The sequence below is a fragment of the Acidovorax sp. GW460-11-11-14-LB4 genome, from assembly GCF_059423685.1.
The window spans coordinates 1-2,451 of the sequence record NZ_JBWKYJ010000137.1 but is presented as its reverse complement, the minus strand read 5'-3'; the positions used below and the strand labels follow the sequence as shown (position 1 = coordinate 2,451).

Below are 2,451 nucleotides of genomic sequence, written 5' to 3'. Positions count from 1 at the left end.
GGTGGGGGGGGCGGTGGTGGCGGAGGCGGTGGTAACTGCGTTTTGTACAGCGGCGAATCATCGGGTTCGACGTAGTACACGTCTGCCGTGCTCGCCAGATAGCGGTCACCGCTTTCGAGTGACGTCGTGATGAGCACCTCTGTGCGCGTCGGCCCGCCTGCGGCAGATCCGTCGATGGCGTATTGCGTGAGGTCCGTCACCGCGCCAAGGGTGGCAACGCCCGCCAGCATCGACCCGACGCCCTGGCGAAACAGATACCAGTCTCGCGCCACGCCCACGCCCAGCGCCAGACGCGTCCACGGCATGGGTCCCCAGGTTTGCACGCGCGCGTTGTGCTGGACCACCTGAGTTTCGAATGTGAGCGTGACTGCCGTGGGTTGCGTGGACAACACCACGCCACGATCCAGCAGGCGCGTGATCAGCAGCTTGCGAAAGCCGTTGTTGAAACTAGTGTCGCCAGGGCTCGGCGCCAGGTAGATAGGGTACTCGCCGGCTGGCCAGGCACCGATCTTGCCCGCGATGCGGCCCGCCACGTCGTCGGCCAACACATCCCAGTGGTGCACGGCGCGCGCTTTCTTCTGGTCGGTGGCTGGATAGTTGTCGGCACGCGGAACATCCAGCGACGAGCATCCGCCCAGCAACACCGCCAGTGCTGCCATCGCGAACACGCGCCCACGGAGGGAGTGTTGAGGATTCATGCGCACACGCCCCTTGTCATGTTGTGATGCCGTCCAATTGCATCGCATCATCCTAATGGCCTCAGCAAAGCACCATCGCGGGAACAAACCCCGTTTTCCGTCGCACTTTGCCAACGCCGCCGGCGTTGGGATGGCCACCTACAAAGCACGTACCCGGCCTGCCGCACAATCCGCGCATGACCGCGCCCTCTGCTGCTCCTTCCGCACCCACCAGCCCAACGACAGCCGCCGTTGACGATGGCAGCCCCGACCAAGCGGTGACCAGCCAGGTCGCAGCAGATGCCAGCCACACTCCAATCGCCGACGCGCACGCAGACGCACCCACAGTCCCTGCGCCTCCGGTTTCAGCACCAGCGCCTCACGCGCCCCTCATGCTCCACATGCCTGTGGACGTGCGCAACCTCTCCCTCGCCCTGCTGGCACTGTTCGCCAGCGTGGCGCTGCTGCACTGGGCCAGTGCGGTGTTCATCCCGATCATGCTGAGCCTGCTGCTGACCATTGCACTCCGGCCAGCGGTGGAGATGATGGCCCGGTGGCATGTGCCGCGGGCGCTGGGGGCGGGCTTGTTGCTGGTGGCCATCGTTGCCGGGCTGGCCAGCACGGCCTGGTCGCTGAGTGACGGGGCGGCCCAACTGGTGGACTCGGTCCCTGTCGCCGCCAAGAAGGTCCGCGACAACCTCAAGGCACGCGCGGGTGGCAGCAGTCCGCTGGACACCGTGCAGAAGGCGGCCACCCAGATCGAGCAGGCCGCCAACGAAAACAGCGCCAGCAGCGCAGCGCCCCGCCGGGGCGTGCAGCGGGTGATCGTGGAGCGCCCGCCTTTCAACATCCGCGACTACCTATGGAGCGGCACCATGGGCCTGATGTCGGCGCTGGGGCAGCTGATGGTGGTGGTGTTCCTGACCTATTTTGCCCTCGCCTCGGGCAACCTGTTCCGAGACAAGCTGCTGCGCATTGCGGGCACCAGCCTGGAGCGGCGCAAGGTCACCATCCATGTACTGCAGGACATCACCCAGCAGATACAGCGTTATCTGCTGCTGCAGGTGTTCACCAGCGTGCTGGTCGGCCTGGCCACCGGCGCGGCCTATTGGGCATTGGGGCTGGAAAACGCCGCCGTATGGGGCGTGGTGGCCGCCGTGCTCAACCTCGCGCCATACATCGGCTCGGCGCTGGTCACAGGGGCCTCGGCCCTGGTGGCTTTCTTGCAGTTTGGCACGCTCGACATGGCCATGGCCATTGGCGGTGCCTCGCTGGTCATCCACACGCTGATCGGCAACCTGCTGACCCCCTGGCTCACCAGCCGCACCAGCAGCATGAGCCCCGTGGCCGTGTTCATCAGCGTGCTGGCCTGGGGCTGGCTGTGGGGCCTGTGGGGACTGCTGCTGGGCATCCCGGTGATGATGGCCGTGAAGGCCGTGTGCGACCGGGTGGAAGACCTGAAGGCCGTGGGCGAGTTGCTGGGCGACTGAGCGACCTGGCCACCGAGCACGCAGTGTCTGCCACTAACGCCGTCACTGCGGCTCGTGCGGTCCGGATCTCGGCACCTTTCCACACGTGGACTCTGGCATCGCACCAGAGATGCAGCTCCCCGAATTACCGAACACCAGGGCGCAACTGCGCCACCCAACTGTCGTTGGTGATTGTTTCCAATACTGGAACAGTTAGTTTGCGACTGGGTGGTTTTTCCCTGAACACCATCGGCGTACAGTTCAACCCATCGATGAGCCGAACCCGCAAGGCGACTCACCGAACC

2 protein-coding genes are annotated in these 2,451 nt (G+C 65.4%); one reads left to right on the top strand and one right to left on the bottom strand.

Annotated elements, in window-relative coordinates:
- A partial coding sequence (locus AC07X4_RS23865) for a hypothetical protein (protein WP_494741533.1) occupies window positions 1–698 on the bottom strand: 698 nt, incomplete at its 3' end.
- Window positions 699–874: 176 nt separating this feature from the next.
- Between AC07X4_RS23865 and AC07X4_RS23860 the strand changes: the two genes are divergently transcribed.
- Entirely contained in the window at window positions 875–2,167 is a 1,293-nt protein-coding gene (locus AC07X4_RS23860; RefSeq protein ID WP_233193792.1) for an AI-2E family transporter, read from the top strand.
- The last annotated feature ends 284 nt before the right edge of the window (window positions 2,168–2,451 follow it).